Consider the following 14,054-nt stretch of genomic DNA (forward strand, 5'->3'; position numbering starts at 1 on the left):
GCACGACTGGGGCTGGACGTCCTTCAGCTTCGACTGGCTGGTGAATTCCGACTTCGCCATCTACACCATTGTGATGGCGGCGGTCTGGCAGGCCTCCGGCTTTGTGATGGCGCTGTTTCTGGCCGGGCTGCGGGGCGTCGACTCTTCCATTATCCGTGCTGCCCGAGTGGATGGTGCCAGCCTGCCGGTGATCTACTGGAAAATCATCCTGCCGTCCTTGCGGCCGGTGTTCTTCAGCTCCGTGATGGTGCTGGCCCACATTGCTATCAAGAGTTTTGACCTGGTGATGGCGATGACGGCGGGTGGCCCGGGCTATTCCACCGACCTGCCGGCGGTGTTCATGTACGCCCATACCTTTACCCGTGGCCAGATGGGGCTGGGCTCTGCCAGCGCCATGCTGATGCTGGGTGCGATTCTGGCATTGCTGGTGCCTTACCTGTATTCCGAACTGAGGGAGAAACGCCATGACTGATATGGTTCGTACCGGCTTTCGCCCCAGCCGCATTGCCATCTATGGCGTGCTGCTTCTGGCCTGCCTGGTGTACCTGATTCCGCTGATCGTGATGTTGATCACCAGTTTCAAGACGCCCATGGATATCCGCTCTGGCAACCTGTTGGCACTGCCCACCGACTGGACAACCATCGGTTGGACCAAGGCCTGGTCCGAGGCCTGCACCGGTGTGCAGTGTGAGGGCGTGAAAGGGTATTTCTGGAACTCGTTCAAGATGACGGTGCCAGCGGTGATGATTTCCACCCTGTTGGGTGCCTTTAACGGCTACGTGCTGTCGAAGTGGAAATTCAAGGGCTCGGATCTGTTGTTCGGGATGTTGCTGTTCGGCTGCTTTGTGCCCTTCCAGGTGGTGCTGCTGCCCATGGCGGCCACCCTTGGCAAGCTGGGCATGGCCAACACCACCGCTGGATTGGTACTGGTCCACGTGATCTACGGGGTGGCCTTTACCACGCTGTTTTTCCGCAACTATTACGTGGCCATTCCCGACGCTTTGGTGAAGGCGGCCCGGCTCGACGGCGCCGGCTTTTTCACCATCTTCTTCCGCATCCTTCTGCCCATGTCCACACCCATCTTCATGGTGTCACTGATCTGGCAGTTCACCCAGATCTGGAACGACTTCCTGTTCGGCGTGGTCTTCGCCAGCGGCGACAGCCAGCCGATAACGGTCGCCCTGAATAACCTGGTGAACACCAGTACCGGGGTGAAGGAATACAACGTGGATATGGCCGCCGCCATGATAGCCGCCCTGCCAACGCTGGTGGTGTACATCGTGGCCGGCAAGTACTTTATACGCGGCCTGACGGCCGGCTCGGTTAAAGGGTAAAACAACATGTCACAACTTGAACTGCGGGACATCCGCAAGACATACCCGGGGGCTCTCGATGAGACGCTCAAAGGCATTAATATTGACATCGCATCCGGTGAGTTTCTGACTCTCGTTGGACCTTCCGGCTGCGGCAAGTCAACCCTGATGAACAGCATTGCCGGCCTGGAGTCCATTACCGGTGGGTCGATTGTGGTGGAAGGCAAGGACATATCCACCATGGAGCCGAAGGACCGGGACATCGCCATGGTGTTCCAGTCCTACGCGCTGTACCCCACCATGTCGGTGCGCGAGAACATTGCGTTCGGTCTGAAAATCCGCGGTATGCCGAAAGACGAGATCCAGCAGGAAGTGGAGCGGGTGGCCGACCTGTTGCAGATTTCCGCGTTGCTGGACAAAAAGCCAGCCCGGCTTTCAGGGGGTCAGCAACAGCGGGTCGCCATGGGGCGCGCCCTGGCTCGCAGGCCGAAGATCTATCTGTTCGACGAGCCGTTGTCCAACCTGGATGCCAAGCTGCGGGTGGAAATGCGCACCGAAATCAAGAAGTTGCACCAGCGCCTGAAAACCACCATTGTGTACGTGACCCACGACCAGATCGAAGCCATGACGCTGGCGGATCGGATCGCGGTGCTCAAAGACGGCGAACTGCAGCAACTGGGCACGCCGAAGGAAGTGTATGACACGCCGGAGAATCTGTTTGTCGCGGGCTTTATGGGCTCGCCGTCCATGAGTTTTATCAATGTGACGGTAGAGCAGGCTGGCGCAGGCTTGGTGGTCAACGTTGAGGGTAGCGATGGCCGGAAACTTGCCCTGCCAGTGCCGGATTACCTGAAGGGGTGGGCCGGCAAACAGGTGGTACTCGGTATCCGGCCGGAGCACATAAGCCAGCCAGATGAACAGAAAAGAGATAGCCAGATGGTGGCCGAGAGCCGGTTTACGGTGGAGGTGACCGAACCCACCGGGCCGGACATCCTCGCCGTGATTCGCCTCAACAATGTTGATGTGCAGTGCCGGCTGGATGCGGAACACCCGGTGAACTGGGGTGAAGAAGCGGAGCTGATGTTCGACATGAGAAAGGTCGTGTTTTTCGACCCGGACAGCGAGAAGCGCATCCGCCCATAGTCGCGCCAGCCCCTCTCCGTGTTCAGAGTTGCTCCAGGTGTGCCAGCAAGTTGTCGGCACGCTGGAGCAGCGCCTCCCGCCTTTCTGGTTTCTGCTTGTCCCAGTTGCGGTACATCATGCCCATGCGCGGATTGCTGGCAAAGTCTGCCCGATGGCGATTGATGAAATGCCAATAGAGCGCATTGAACGGGCAGGCGTCGTCTTCCGTGGCCTTGTTGACCTTGTAGTGGCAGTTGCTGCAGTGGTCCGACATGCGCTGGATGTATTTGCCGCTGGCGGCATAGGGTTTCGATCCCAGATAGCCACCGTCTGCGTGCATCACCATGCCCAGCACGTTGGGTAGCTCCACCCAGTCGTAGGCATCGGCATACACGGCCAGGTACCAGTCACAGATCTCCTCCGGCTTGACGCCGGCCAGCAGCGCAAAATTACCGGTCACCATCAGTCGCTGGATATGGTGTGCATAGGCGTTGCGACGGGTGGCATCAATGGCCTTGTGCATGCAGCGCATCCTGGTGTCTCCGGTCCAGTAGAACCAGGGTAGGGAACGGGTATTACCGAGCCGGTTTTCCTGTGCGTACCCCGGCATATGCAACCAGTAGATACCCCGCACAAACTCACGCCAGCCCAAGATCTGGCGGATAAAACCCTCCACTGCGTTAATCGGCGCACGCCCCGAATACCAGGCCTGTGCGGCGGCCTCGCAGACGGCCAGTGGATCCAGCAAGCCGCAATTGATGTAGGGCGACAGGATGGAGTGGAACAGCCAGTCTTCATTGTCTGACATGGCATCCTGAAAGTCGCCGAAACAGGGCAGGGCAAAATCGATGAAGTACTCCAATGCCTGCTCTGCGTCCTCGTGGGTGACGGCAAAGTGAAAACCCTCCGTGGTGCCGAAGTGTTCGGTAAAGTGTTGCTCTACCGCCTCAATCACCTCCCGGGTCACCTTGTCGGGCTCAACGCGAAAGGGAGCCGGAGCCGCCGGTTTTCCCGTCCATTTGCGGCGGTTGTCGGCGTCGAAATTCCATTCGCCGCCCTCAGGCTTGCCATCTGGAGTCATCAACAAACCGGTTTTTCGTCGCATTTCCCGGTAGAAGAACTCCATTCGCAGCTGTTTGCGCCCCTCTGCCCAGTCCGAAAACGCCTGCTTGCTGGCGATAAAACGCGTATCCGGCCGGATCTCGACCGGCACGCCCAGGCGCTCATGCCAATGGCTAACTTGCTCGTGCAATCGCCACTCGCCGCACTCTGTCGTGATCACCCTGTCAGCGCCGGTTTCTTTGAGCTGATTGGCGATGACAGACTCGAGATTTCGGGTTTCGTTATCGGGGTGGTACGTCTGGTAGTGAACCTGCCAGCCGTCATCCTCCAGCCGCTGTGCGAAATGGCGCATGGCGCTGAACAGCAGAACCAGTTTCTTCTTGTGGTGATTGGTGTAGCTGGCCTCGTCGTGGACCTCTGCCATCACGATTCTGTCTCGTTTTCTGTCAGCGTTGTCGAGTGCGCTGATGGCGGTGGTCAGCTGGTCGCCGAGTATCAGAATCAGATTGGACATAGCGGGAAACGACCTCCGTACCTGGGGCAGCAATCACCCATGATCGCCACGATGTGGTACGAAGGATACGCCAGCGGCGCAAGGCTGGTTCAGCTGGAAGCTAGCCGCCGGTCATATTCATAAACCGAAGAATCTGAACGTCACCCTCGCTGGAAAAGTGATGGCGCTCCGGTTTCAGGTCCATGGCGTTGATGATGGTTTCACGGAGTTTGTCATCGGTTTCCGGGTGGCCGCGCAGCACGCGGCGCAGATCAACGGAATGCTCGTTGCCCAGGCATAGCAGCAGACGGCCTTCCACCGTGACCCGAACGCGGTTGCAGGTAGAGCAGAAATTGTGGGAATGGGGCGAGATGAAACCGACCCGAATGTCGCTGTCCGGCATGCGGTAGTAGCGGGCGGGGCCGCCGGAATCTTCCGGTGTGGGAACCAGCTCATGGCGCTGGCTGATGATATCGCGCACTTCGTCGCTGGTGCACAGCACCTGACCACGATCATGATCGGAAATTTCACCCAGTGGCATTTCCTCAATGAAGGTAATGTCCACTTTCTTTTTGCGGGCAAACTCAACCAGCTCTGGTACTTCCTGGTCGTTGCCACCTTTCATGACAACGGTATTGAGTTTGATGCCCTCAAACCCCGCCTCTTTTGCAGCGTCTATACCATCAAGAACCTGGGCAAGCCGGCCGGTGCGGGTGATGCGGCTGAATTTCTCGGCATCCAGGGAATCCAGGCTGATATTCAATCGTTTGAGCCCGGCCTTGCGCAGTGGCTCTGCCATGGTGGGCAACTGGCTGCCATTGGTGGTCATGGCGAAGTCCCGTAGGCCAAATGTGCCGATTTCCTTGACCAGTTCCAGAATGCCCCGTCTGACAAGCGGCTCTCCCCCGGTCAACCGAATCTTTTCGGTGCCCAGGGATACGAAGGTCTTTGCCACCTGGGCAATCTCTTCAAGTGTCAGCACCTGCTGCCGTGGCAGGAAGGTCATCTCCTCGGCCATGCAGTACACGCACCGGAAATCGCAGCGGTCTGTGACGGACAGACGCACATAGTTGACGGTGCGACCAAAACGGTCTGTCAGCGTGGCGTTGGGCATGGGTAAATTCCCCGTCTGGCTTTGTATACAACAAGCATAACCAATGTGTGGCGAATAACCCAACCCAATATCGACAAAAGAACCATTCGGGCGTAAGAACCGGTTTCATGAATTCTGCGTATACAAGTATCGGTTTGGCCACTTTCGGTGTGAACCTGATATCGATGACTTATTGGAGTTGATGAATGCATATCACCCGTTACACCGATTACTCCCTGCGTGTTCTGGTTTACCTGGCGGTGCAGGGTGATGAGCTGGCGACCATTCAGCAGATCGCCGACAGCTATGAGATCTCCAAGAATCACCTGATGAAAGTCGTTCATCAACTTAACAAGAAGGGCTACATCGAAACCGTCCGTGGCAAGAAAGGAGGGATGCGCCTGCACATGGCGCCGGAGGACATTAACGTTGGCATCCTGGTCAGGGAAACCGAACAGGATCTCAGTGTTGTGGAGTGCTTTTCCTCCAGGAATGCCTGCCGCATCACGCCGGTCTGTGGGTTGAAATCAATGTTCGGCGAGGCCTTGGCGGCATTCCTGGAAGTGCTGGACCGATACACGCTGGCCGATATTATTAACGACCAGCATCGCCCTCAGTTACTACGACTTTTGCAGATCGCTTAACTCAAGGCCCGGTTGCTGAATTCCGGTAGCAGCCGGTTGCGCATCCGGTCCGGCAGTGAATAGCCGAAAATGCGTTTCAGCACGGTTGAATACTGTTTGGCGAAGGTGCCGGTGTTGTATGGAATGCCGTGCTTTTCGCACACCGCTTGAACCTTCTCCGAGAGTTCGGGGTAGCGGTGGGCTGGCAGGTCCGGGAACACATGGTGTTCAATCTGGTAGCTCAGATGGCCGCTCAGCAGGTGCACCCACTTACCGCCGGTAAAGTTGCTGGAGCCTGTCAGTTGGCGCAGATACCAGTGGCCCTTGCTCTCACCTTCGCATTCCTCCTCGGTAAACGTCTCCGCATCCTGGGTAAAGTGGCCACAGAAAATGACCGTGGACGACCACAGGTTACGGATCAGGTTGGCGCCAATGTTGCCCGCCAGTACCACCGGAGCCACCGGAAAGGTGACCAGCGGGAAGAACACATAGTCCTTGAAGGCCTGACGGCCGCCCTTGCGGAAGAAGTCCTTCAGGAACGGAATCTTTTCCCGTACCGAGATTTCCCGGCGGCGGATCCGTTCAGACTCCAGCTCATGCAACCCAACGCCCCACTGGAAGAACACACTCAGCAGAATATAGTTGATGAACTGCAGGGTATGAGCCGGCTTCCATTTGTCGTCGTCGCTCAGGCGGAGCAGGGCATAGCCGTAGTCCCGATCCTTGCCGATGATATTGGTGTAGGTGTGGTGCTCGTAGTTATGGGTGCGGCGCCAGGAATCGCCAGTGCACACCGTATCCCATTCATAGGTCTGCGAGTGCAGCGATGGGTCGTTCATCCAGTCGTACTGGCCGTGCATGACGTTGTGGCCGATCTCCATGTTTTCGATAATCTTGGAGATACCCAGCGCCGTGGTGGCGGCGAGGAACACGGGCGGGATAAACCCGAAGGGCATCAGCACCCGGCCACCGATTTCCAGGGACCGGTGGAGCCGAACGATCCTGCGGATGTAACGTGCATCCCGTTCGCCAAGATCGGAAATCACCTGGTCACGAATGGTGTCCAGGTCGTTTTCAAGCTCTTTCAGTTGTGTTTCGTTCATCGTTTTCATGGTGACTCCTTGCAGAATGGTCGAACCATGTCTGCCAATAATGGGTTCAGGCGTTGTGGTGCGGCCGGTCAGAGTTCAACAGTCACCGGCCCGCTCGGAACAGACACACAAAGCTGAATGGTTTCCTCGCCCGGGCCGGATGCTTTGCCGGTCAGGCGGTTGATCACAGTGCCGCTGGTCTTGCGGCAACTGCACTGGTGACAGATGCCCATGCGGCAGCCGTAGCGTGGCGACAGTTTCGCGGCCTCGGCAATGTCCAGTAGCACCGCATCGCCTTCGGACGAGACATCCAGGTTGCTGCGTTGGAAATGCACCGCTCCTCCGAGGGACTCGGTGTCGAGATTTGCGGACGGTGCGGAGAAGAAGGTGCTGTGAATGCGGTCTTCGCCAATCCCCCGCCGATACAGGAGATCGTTGGCCAGATCCATGAGCCCTTTCGGCCCGCAGAGATAGCACCGCCGTGCTGCAATGCCGGGAACCTCATCCAGATGTTGCTCGCTGAGGAACTGGGGCGGGTGGGTGTCGCTGGTGGCAAACACCTTCAGGGTGAAGGCCGGCCAGCGACTGGCCAGCGCGTGCAGCTTTTCCGCAGCAATCACATCGGCCTGGGTGCGCACGAAATACAGCAGGGTCACCGGCGCCCGATAGTCTGATGCCGCCATGGTTTCCAGCTGGCTCAGCACCGGGGTGATGCCGCTGCCACCGGCGATGTATAGGGCTGGCTCCTGCGGATCGGGAATCTGGAAGTCGCCGAACGCCTCGCCCAGCCCGATGACCGCGCCTGGCTCCAGGTGGTCGTGCATCCAGTTGGTCACCAGGCCACCGGGAAGCCGTTTGATGGTCAGAGTGACGGTGCCGTCTGCGCGCCATTGAATGGGCGAACTGGACAGGCTGAAGGTTCGGTTGCGACGCACGCCGTCAACATCGATGCCAATATTGACGTGCTGGCCGGCGGCAAAGCCTTTCCAGCGCCCGGCCGGCGCCAGGACAAAGGTTTTGGTGTCGGCGGTTTCGTTGTAGATGGCCTTCACTCTGGCCGGCGTGTATTGCCGTACCCACATGGGGTTGATGCGCTCCAGCAGGGGATCAAAAAAGGCAGCCGGGTCGTCCCGGTTAAAAAGCTGCCTGCCCAGCCAGTGCAGGGTCGGTGACTTTTCCAGTACAGATATCATGATTGCTCTCCTTTGTACTGATGTGTACAAGTGTTCACTAATGTGTACGACTGTACACATTGAGGTGTTGGGCGGCAATCAAGCCATCAACATTGTCCTATAATGACAAGTTCGGGTTATTTTTAGTGTGGGCCTGTGTACACTTGTTGGCTTGTGATCAACCGATGAGCTAGTTCCAGGCGATGGCAGAAAAACAACGACGTAAGCCGGGTGAAACCCGCGAGAAACTGATGAACGCGGCATTGGCCCTGGTGGGAAAGGGGCGGCATTTTGCCAGCCTGGGCATCCGCGAAGTCACCCGACAGGCAGGCGTGGTGCCGACGTCTTTTTACCGGCACTTCCGCAACATGGATGACCTTGGGCTGCAGTTGGTGGACGAATTGGGGCTGGTGCTTCGACGGATGATGCGCGAGGCGCGGGCGAACGTATTGCAGGCGGACAAACTGATCGACGAATCAGTCGGTATTTTTATCTCCCATGCTCGCAATAATCGCAGCTTTTTCATGTTTATGGCCCAGGGGCTGGCGGGGGAGAGCCGGGCGGTACAGGAAGGCATCCGCAGCGAAATGCGTTATTTTGCCAGCGAACTGGCCAATGATCTTCGGCGTCTGAAAGTGGCGGATCACCTGAGCGATGCCGACCTGGATATGACCTGCGACCTGGTGGTGCGCAGTGTGGCCTTCAGCCTGACGGACATCCTGGGGATCTCTCCCGACGACGACTATCAGGAAGAACAGGTGCGGCAGCGAACCGCACGCTTTCTACAGCTGATATTTGTGGGCGCAGCCAACTGGAAGAGTCAGTCCTGAGCCCACGTTGTGTTCCGGGTCACATGACGCTTTCGGCATCCTTGTAGAGGGATCGCACAGGCTGAGCGAACACCCGTTGCACCATGGGCTCGAAGTAGGAAAGCGGTAACGTTTCCGCATCAGGGTCGAACGCGGGTGAGTCATACTTGTGAACAAACTCGATGGTGCGTTCGAAGTGTGGATGGTCCCGGTACTGGTCTCTCATATCCCGGTTCATACCGAGATAGTGAAAGAAAAAGTAGCCCTGAAAGATGGCGTGGTGTTTTACCATCCAGTGATTAGCGTCGCTGACGAACGGTTCCAGTAGCACTGCGGCGACATCCGCATGGTTGTAGGTGCCCAGGGTGTCACCGATGTCGTGTAGCAGGGCGCAAACCACATACTCGTCGTCCTTCCCGTCCCGGTGTGCCAGGGTAGCCGTTTGCAGGCAGTGCGTCAGCCGGTCAACCGGAAAACCACCAAAGTCGCCCTCCAGCATTTTGAGGTGCGATAGAATTCGATCTGGCAGGCCTTTGGCGAATTCCCCGAAAGACGACGCGATGACCTGCCAGTCTTCGGCCTTGCCGTCTTTCATATGAGTAAACGTGGCCTGGTTCTTTGTCGGTTGGTTCATACTGTTCTCCCCCTTATTCCCGGAAACTGGCATCAATGCGGTCGAGCTTGCGTAGCAGGCCCGGCCAGGCCAGCTTGCCGCCCAGGCCTTTGGTCACCTGATCCGCCTGTTGCCGGATGGTATCCACAATGCCGGCAGGAATTGGCGTCAGTGGGCGATCGCCCGACAGTGCCCTGATCTGAATCTGACAGGACGTTTGCAGTATGTACATGGCCAGGAAGGCATCGGGAATACTGGAGCCGGTGGTCAGCAGGCCGTGGTTGCGAAGAATCATGAAATTGGTATTACCGAGATCCTTTTGCAGGCGGGCCTTCTCGTCTTCCCTTAGCGCCACACCTTCATAGTCGTGATACGACAGGCTCGCCAGTGCAAACAGGCTCTGCTGGGATAGCGGCAGCAGGCCCTCCTGTTGGGCGGATACAGCAATACCGTCGGTGGTGTGCAAATGCATGACGCAGGCGGCATCGTCCCTGACCTGGTGGATGGCGCTATGGATGGTAAAACCCGCGGGATTGATATCGAAGTCGTCGGGGTTGATCTTGTTGGCGTCCTGATCCACTCGCACCAGGCTGGAGGCTGTAATTTCCTCGAACATCATACCGTATGGATTAATAAGAAAGTGGTGCTCGTCACCGGGTATCCGTGCGGAGATATGGGTGAATACCAGATCGTCCCAGCCGTATAGGGCGACCAGACGATAGGCCGCGGCGAGGTCGACTCGGAGCTGCCATTCTTCCTTGCTGACCTGATCTCTTTTTGACGGAATTGAAAGTTGTTCGGACATGGCATTGGCTCCCGTTCTCAGGTGTTGCGCTACTTTTTATTGGAGGCGGCGACCTTTCTGCGGACGGATTTTTGAGTGGCGGTATCAGGCGGGAGAACCAGCATTTCCAGTTCATCCAAAGCCTCACCGGTGTAGACCGCCAGCTTCTGCATACTGGGCAACGTATCGCGGCAGCCCGTGAAACCGAAGTTGAGCGAGCCGGCGTAGCTCAGGCAAGTAATGTTGAGCGCACCGCCGTGGGCAATAAGCGAAACCGGGTACATCGCCTCCAGTCGTGCTCCTTCATAGTAAAGGGTTTCCCCTGGCCCTGGCACGTTGGAGATGGTCACGTTGAACACCGGGCGCATTCGCCCGCCCAGGCCTGACATCAACTGCAGGATGTAGGGCGACATCAGCAGCATGGTGTATTGGGTCAGGGCTTTACGCGGCAGTTTCTGAAGGTGCTGTTTGGCCCTGCGGGTAGAGTGTTTGATGCTCTTCAGTCGCTCGAGGGGGTCGGCTTCGTCGGTCGCCAGTGAGGCAATCATGAAGCTGATCTGGGTGCCCGTGCCCTGGTCATCGGAGGGGCGGATATTCACCGGAATTCCGGCGGTGAGTGGCGTATCCGGCAAACCATCCTGTTCAACAAGAAAGCGGCGCAGGGCAGTGCCACAGAGGTAGAGCACAATGTCGTTCAGGGAGCCGTTGGACGCCTGGGCGACCTGTTTGATCCGTTCGAGCTGGTAGTGCTGGGTGGCAAACCGCCGCTGACCGGTGACCCGGTGATTGAGGGCGGAAACCGGGCCGGCAAAGGGCGCGGTCAGCCCCTCTTCCGGGTGCCGTGCGGACTGGATCAGGCGGTTCATCGCATTCCAGAGCCTCGGCGCCATGTCGGCCTGAATCCTCAGGGCTTCCATGGCCTGGGACAGGGCGGCTGAAATGCTGGCTTCGGAATCTGTCTTGCTGCCCCGTGTCCGCTCCGGGCGTACCGACCATGGCGGCAGCATATTAATCTCACCGGGGTCCTTGCTGAGCACCCGCTGCATCAGCCGAACACCGCTTATGCCATCAATCATGGAATGATGCATCTTGGTGTAGAGGGCAAAACGGTTGTTCTCCAGGCCCTCGATAATGTGGCATTCCCACAGCGGGCGGGAAAAATCCAGCGGGTTGGAATGCAGCCTGGATACCAGGATGCCAAGTTCCCGTTCACTGCCGGGGCGCGGCAACGCCGAGTGTCGAACGTGGTAGTCGAGATCCAGCTTCTTGTCGACCTTCCAGGACGGGGCGACCAGGCGGCCCAGGAACCCCGAAAAGGCGAGCTTGTAGCACCAGGGCGGCGCTACATCGGCATCTGCTTTCATGCGGGCGAGCATGTCTCTTAGAAACGTCTCCGGAGCATCTTCCGGTAGTGAAAAAATCTGCAGGTTGCCGACGTGCATCGGGGTGTCTTCCGATTCCACCGCCAACCAGGAAGCGTCCAGTGTGCCCAGGCGTTTCATTGATCGTCCTCTTGCTTTATGAAGCTGCCAAACTGCACTGAATCTGATGCGTTTGGATTCGTATAGTTGTTGTTCGAAAGTATACGCAACAACCGGGACAATCACACGAACAAGCAGGTTGAAAGGTTCAGGTTTTTGCGCGCAATCCCATTCCTACCCTTTGCGCAATTACATGTTGTTGCGAATCCATATTCACTCTTTTTCGGCAGCTTATGCTATTTTCACTAGCTGGCTAATCTAATCACAACAAAAATCCTTGGAGGCTTTGTGGAATCGAGTCCACTGATCTCTGCGGGGCTGCCGATTGCCCTGTTTATCATCATGATCGGTATAGGTATGACCCTGACGGTCAGGGACTTCCGCCAAGTGGCGGTTTTTCCAAAAGGTATGGTGGTGGGTACCGTTGCCCAGATACTGCTCATGCCCATGGTGGCCTTTGCCATTGCCTCCATGCTCGACCTGTCATCGGCCATTGCCGTGGGGCTGGTGATCATTGCGGCCTGTCCGGGAGGCACTACCTCCAACCTGTTCGTGTTGCTGTCCCGGGGGAACATTGCCCTGTCGATCGTGTTGACGGTCACCGCCAGTCTTATAACCATCGTGACTCTGCCGTTATTCACCAACTATGCGCTTCAACTCTATGCTGGCACCGAGGAGTCCATCACACTGCCGGTGGGAAGAACGGTAGGCATGCTGGTGGGTATTGTCCTGTTCCCTGTGGCGATCGGGATGATCTTCCGCACCCGGGCACCAGAGCTCTCACGCCGTGCTGAAAGCGCAGTCAGCGTGTTCGGGGGTGTGGTTCTGGCGTTGCTGGTTGTCGGTCTGATCTGGGGCGTACGCGACCAGATCTGGGACCTGCTGCGACAGGCCGGCCCGGCAACCCTCCTGCTGAACATTGCCGGTATATTCCTGGGGCTCCTGGCGGGCCGCGCCGTTGGTCTGACCCAGCGCGAATCCATTGCCGTTGCTGTGGAGTTGGGCATTAAAAACAGCACCATTGCCCTGTTGGTAACGCTGACGCTGCTGGAGTCCAGCACCATGTCGATTCCCGCAGCGGTATACGGCGTGCTGATGTTCCCGATCGGTTTCCTGCTGGCGGCCTATGGCCGGAAAGTGATTCCAGCGACTACCATCACGACCACCACCCCGCCGCGCACAGAGACCAAGGCCGGGTAGGCACGGCGCTGCTTAGTGGCTATGCTCCTGACTTGGGCCGTTTTTTCTGTCGGGAGCCGCCACCATGAACTTTCTCAACGGAATAACCCTGCTGCTGGTGTATCAGTTGGTAGGGGAAGTCACTGTTCGTCTTCTCTCACTGCCGATTCCAGGGCCCGTGCTGGGTATGGTGATGTTGTTCCTGACGCTGATGATTCGGGGCGCCACGCCAGAGCCACTTGAGAACGCTTCCAGCGCATTGCTCAGCCATCTTTCGCTACTGTTCGTGCCGGCGGGTGTTGGCATGATGAGTCATTTTGGCCGGATTGCGGATGAGTGGCTGCCGATCACGCTGGCCCTGTTTCTCTCCACTATTATCACCATGGTCGCCACCGCCGGCATTATGCAGGTAACCTCGCGATGGTTTGCCCGACCCGAAAATGCGGGAGGGCAGCGGGATGAATGAGCCGGTCATTCGTGATATCTGGGTTTATCTTTCAACGTCGCCGTTGCTTGGCCTGACCATTACGCTGGTGGCCTATGGCCTTGCCTATCGGCTCTATCTCAAGTCCAACTCCAGCCCCCTGGCCAATCCGGTGGTTACCTCAGTGGCGATGCTGATTGCCCTGTTGATGCTCACTGGTACCTCCTACGAGGAGTACTTCGAAGGCGGGCAGTTCGTTCACTTCCTGTTGGGGCCTGCCACGGTGGCGCTGGCGGTTCCCCTTTACCAGCAGTTTTCCCGGCTGCGCCAACTCTGGTTGCCGGTATCCATTTCCCTGGTGTGTGGTGTTGTGATTGCAGCGGGCAGCTCCATTGGGCTTGCCTGGCTTCTTGGCGGCTCCACTGAGATTCAGGTGTCCCTGGCGCCCAAATCCGCCACGGCGCCGGTTGCCATGGGGATCTCCGAAACCATCGGCGGCATTCCGTCCCTGACCGCCGTTCTGGTGGTGGCCACTGGTATTGTCGGTGCGGTGCTCGGTACCAAACTGTTTGAATGGATGCGTATCACCGACGACAGTGTGAAAGGCATCGCCATGGGTGTGGCGGCCCATGGCATTGGCACAGCACGGGCATTTCAGGTCAGTTCCCAGATGGGCGCTTTTTCGGGGCTGGCGATGGCGCTGTCGGCGTTTGCGACGGCATTGATTGTGCCCTGGTTGGTGGATTTACTCGGAATTTAGACCGGCAGCAGGAGGTAAAGTGTTCGTTCACAGGA

The 14,054-nt window shown here is 57.7% G+C and carries 15 protein-coding genes; 8 read left to right on the forward strand and 7 right to left on the reverse strand.

Annotated features, from left to right (window positions below):
* The 3 genes from AXW11_RS04140 to AXW11_RS04150 form a co-directional block, all read left to right on the forward strand.
* Nucleotides 1-472 (forward strand): carbohydrate ABC transporter permease (locus tag AXW11_RS04140; protein ID WP_286791909.1); only part of this gene is annotated, 472 nt, incomplete at its 5' end.
* Complete coding sequence (locus AXW11_RS04145; RefSeq protein ID WP_036208880.1) at nt 465-1,334, forward strand: carbohydrate ABC transporter permease; 870 nt, start codon at nt 465-467, stop codon at nt 1,332-1,334. The genes AXW11_RS04140 and AXW11_RS04145, both read left to right, overlap by 8 nt.
* Nucleotides 1,335-1,340: 6 nt before the next feature.
* Nucleotides 1,341-2,456 carry an ABC transporter ATP-binding protein gene (locus AXW11_RS04150; protein WP_091642910.1) on the forward strand — a complete coding sequence of 372 codons (1,116 nt, stop codon included), beginning with the start codon at nt 1,341-1,343 and terminating at the stop codon, nt 2,454-2,456.
* 22 nt (nt 2,457-2,478) lie between these two features.
* Here the strand turns inward: AXW11_RS04150 and AXW11_RS04155 are convergent, their stop codons facing one another.
* Nucleotides 2,479-4,011, reverse strand: coding sequence for a cryptochrome/photolyase family protein (locus AXW11_RS04155; protein WP_091642912.1), 1,533 nt, complete (start codon nt 4,009-4,011; stop codon nt 2,479-2,481).
* 100 nt (nt 4,012-4,111) lie between these two features.
* A complete protein-coding gene (gene moaA, locus AXW11_RS04160; protein WP_036208888.1) occupies nt 4,112-5,104 on the reverse strand; it encodes a GTP 3',8-cyclase MoaA in 993 nt (330 codons plus the stop codon).
* A gap of 185 nt (nt 5,105-5,289) precedes the next feature.
* Between moaA and AXW11_RS04165 the strand changes: the two genes are divergently transcribed.
* Nucleotides 5,290-5,727, forward strand: a complete 438-nt coding sequence (locus tag AXW11_RS04165; RefSeq protein ID WP_085679235.1) for an RrF2 family transcriptional regulator — start codon at nt 5,290-5,292, stop codon at nt 5,725-5,727.
* Here AXW11_RS04165 and AXW11_RS04170 read toward each other — a convergent pair.
* Together AXW11_RS04170 and AXW11_RS04175 are read right to left on the reverse strand one after the other, a co-directional pair.
* The gene (locus tag AXW11_RS04170; protein ID WP_091642915.1) at nt 5,724-6,818 is read right to left on the reverse strand and encodes a fatty acid desaturase family protein; all 1,095 of its coding nucleotides are present in this window, start codon (nt 6,816-6,818) and stop codon (nt 5,724-5,726) included. The genes AXW11_RS04165 and AXW11_RS04170 overlap by 4 nt on opposite strands.
* 68 nt (nt 6,819-6,886) lie before the next feature.
* The gene (locus tag AXW11_RS04175; RefSeq protein ID WP_091642917.1) at nt 6,887-7,990 is read right to left on the reverse strand and encodes a ferredoxin reductase; all 1,104 of its coding nucleotides are present in this window, start codon (nt 7,988-7,990) and stop codon (nt 6,887-6,889) included.
* A 182-nt stretch (nt 7,991-8,172) separates the two neighbouring features.
* On the opposite strand from AXW11_RS04175, the gene AXW11_RS04180 reads away from it, so the two are divergent.
* Nucleotides 8,173-8,799 carry a TetR family transcriptional regulator gene (locus tag AXW11_RS04180; RefSeq protein WP_036208900.1) on the forward strand — a complete coding sequence of 209 codons (627 nt, stop codon included), beginning with the start codon at nt 8,173-8,175 and terminating at the stop codon, nt 8,797-8,799.
* 19 nt (nt 8,800-8,818) lie between these two features.
* Here AXW11_RS04180 and AXW11_RS04185 read toward each other — a convergent pair whose 3' ends face one another.
* From AXW11_RS04185 to AXW11_RS04195, 3 genes are read right to left on the reverse strand one after another with little or no spacing between them, the layout of a single operon-like run.
* On the reverse strand, nt 8,819-9,412 hold the full coding sequence (locus AXW11_RS04185) for an HD domain-containing protein (RefSeq protein WP_007153343.1): 594 nt from the start codon (nt 9,410-9,412) through the stop codon (nt 8,819-8,821).
* Nucleotides 9,413-9,425: 13 nt separating this feature from the next.
* A complete protein-coding gene (locus tag AXW11_RS04190; protein WP_007153342.1) occupies nt 9,426-10,196 on the reverse strand; it encodes a class II aldolase/adducin family protein in 771 nt (256 codons plus the stop codon).
* 29 nt (nt 10,197-10,225) lie between these two features.
* Complete coding sequence (locus AXW11_RS04195) at nt 10,226-11,677, reverse strand: WS/DGAT/MGAT family O-acyltransferase (protein WP_091642920.1); 1,452 nt, start codon at nt 11,675-11,677, stop codon at nt 10,226-10,228.
* Between the two features lie 267 nt (nt 11,678-11,944).
* On the opposite strand from AXW11_RS04195, the gene AXW11_RS04200 reads away from it, so the two are divergent.
* The 3 genes from AXW11_RS04200 to AXW11_RS04210 all read left to right on the forward strand — a co-directional run bounded on the left by AXW11_RS04200 (nt 11,945) and on the right by AXW11_RS04210 (nt 14,019).
* Nucleotides 11,945-12,856, forward strand: coding sequence for a bile acid:sodium symporter family protein (locus tag AXW11_RS04200; RefSeq protein WP_036208907.1), 912 nt, complete (start codon nt 11,945-11,947; stop codon nt 12,854-12,856).
* Nucleotides 12,857-12,920: 64 nt separating this feature from the next.
* Nucleotides 12,921-13,301, forward strand: a complete 381-nt coding sequence (locus tag AXW11_RS04205; RefSeq protein ID WP_041334045.1) for a CidA/LrgA family protein — start codon at nt 12,921-12,923, stop codon at nt 13,299-13,301.
* Nucleotides 13,294-14,019 (forward strand): LrgB family protein, encoded by a 726-nt coding sequence (locus AXW11_RS04210; protein ID WP_036208912.1) that lies wholly within the window; start codon nt 13,294-13,296, stop codon nt 14,017-14,019. The genes AXW11_RS04205 and AXW11_RS04210 overlap by 8 nt, the downstream gene beginning before the upstream one ends.
* Nucleotides 14,020-14,054 lie beyond the last annotated feature (35 nt).

This window comes from Marinobacter sp. Hex_13 (genome assembly GCF_001566815.1).
GTDB classification, from domain to species: domain Bacteria; phylum Pseudomonadota; class Gammaproteobacteria; order Pseudomonadales; family Oleiphilaceae; genus Marinobacter; species Marinobacter salarius.